This window comes from Streptomyces altiplanensis, assembly GCF_053591575.1.
This window is the reverse complement of sequence record NZ_JBSFUB010000231.1, coordinates 1-1,324: the sequence shown is the minus strand read 5'-3', so window position 1 is coordinate 1,324 and position 1,324 is coordinate 1. Positions and strand designations below refer to the sequence as shown.

The following is a 1,324-nucleotide window of genomic DNA, read 5'->3' as shown; positions in this document are numbered from 1 at the left end:
TGAGGTTCCCCCCGCGAGCTGGACGGCTTGATACTGGGACAGATGGTCCTGGAGGAAGCAGTCACAAGTAGTGAGCACGAAGAGCAATATGAGTAAGAGGTACACGGCCGAGTTCAAGCGGGACGCGGTCGCTCTGGCGCTGTCCTCGGACAAGACGGTCACCGAGGTCGCCAGGGACCTGGGCGTGAGTCCGGAAGGGCTGCGCGGGTGGGTGAAGCAGGCGAAGATCGACCGCGGTGATGGGCCGGCGGGGGCCCTGACCACTGCGGAGCGTGAGGAGCTGGTCCGGCTGCGGCGGAAGGTCCGCGAGCAGGAGGCCACGATCGAGGTCCTGGGAAAAGCGACCGCCTTCTTCGCGCGGGACAAGATGAGGTAGACACCGCCGCACGGTGTCGCTTCATCAACGCGGAGAAGGCGTCCGAGGGTAATCCTGCAGGTCACAGCGTTACGTTTCTGTGCCGCGTGCTGGGAGTACCCCGTTCCACCTACTACGCGCACCTGGCGTCACAGCCGGCCCGAGCAGTGCGGGACAGGGCCGAGAAGCTGCTGGTGGGCGAGATCCGGGTGTTGCATGCCGGCTCACGCGGCGCTTATGGAGCTCCGCGGATCCACGCGGCGCTGCGGCGGGCCGGCCGGGTCGTCAACGAGAAGCGGGTCGAGCGGCTGATGCGCGCCCATTGCATCACCGGGATCACCCGGCGCCGTCGTCGTGGCCTGACCCGTCAGGCCAGGCGGGCGGTGTTCGCCGCCGATCTCATCGGCCGGGACTTCACCGCACCTCGCCCCGGCATGCGACTGGTCGGTGACATGACCGAACTGGTCACCCTTGAGGGAAAGTTGTACCTGGCGACCTGCATCGATCTTGCGACGCGGGAGGTGGTCGGATGGGCGATGGCCGACCACCACCGCGCCGAGCTGCCGGTCGCCGCGCTGCGGATGGCCGCCGGGCGCGGCGCCCTGGAGGAGGGGTGTGTCATGCACACGGATCGGGGCAGCGAGTACAAGAGTGACGAATTCCGCACCGAAATACGCAAGTTGCGCATGCGGCAGTCGATGGGGCGCGTCGGCTCTTGTTACGATAATGCCGTCGCGGAAAGCTGGTTCGCCATCCTGAAAGCGGAGATCGGGACGACCGTCTGGGCGACCCGCGAGAGTGCCCGGGCCGACGTCTTCCGCTACATCGAGATCGAGTACAACCGCAGCCGGCTCCGTCGGCACCCCGACCACGGGTACGTCACCCCGCTCGAAACGAGGTCTCTGCTCAGGCAGAACCTCGCCCCGGCAGCGTAAGCCCCCGCTGTCCAGCTCGCGGGGGGAACTTCAG

2 protein-coding genes are annotated in these 1,324 nt (G+C 67.1%); both read left to right on the top strand.

The genetic code is table 11. From position 1 onward, the window contains the following. Window positions 1–88 precede the first annotated feature (88 nt). Window positions 89–376 carry a transposase gene (locus ACWD0Y_RS36650; RefSeq protein ID WP_450264576.1) on the top strand — a complete coding sequence of 96 codons (288 nt, stop codon included), beginning with the start codon at window positions 89–91 and terminating at the stop codon, window positions 374–376. Window positions 377–399: 23 nt separating this feature from the next. Next, window positions 400–1,290 (top strand): IS3 family transposase, encoded by an 891-nt coding sequence (locus ACWD0Y_RS36645; protein WP_450264577.1) that lies wholly within the window; start codon window positions 400–402, stop codon window positions 1,288–1,290. Window positions 1,291–1,324: the final 34 nt, after the last annotated feature.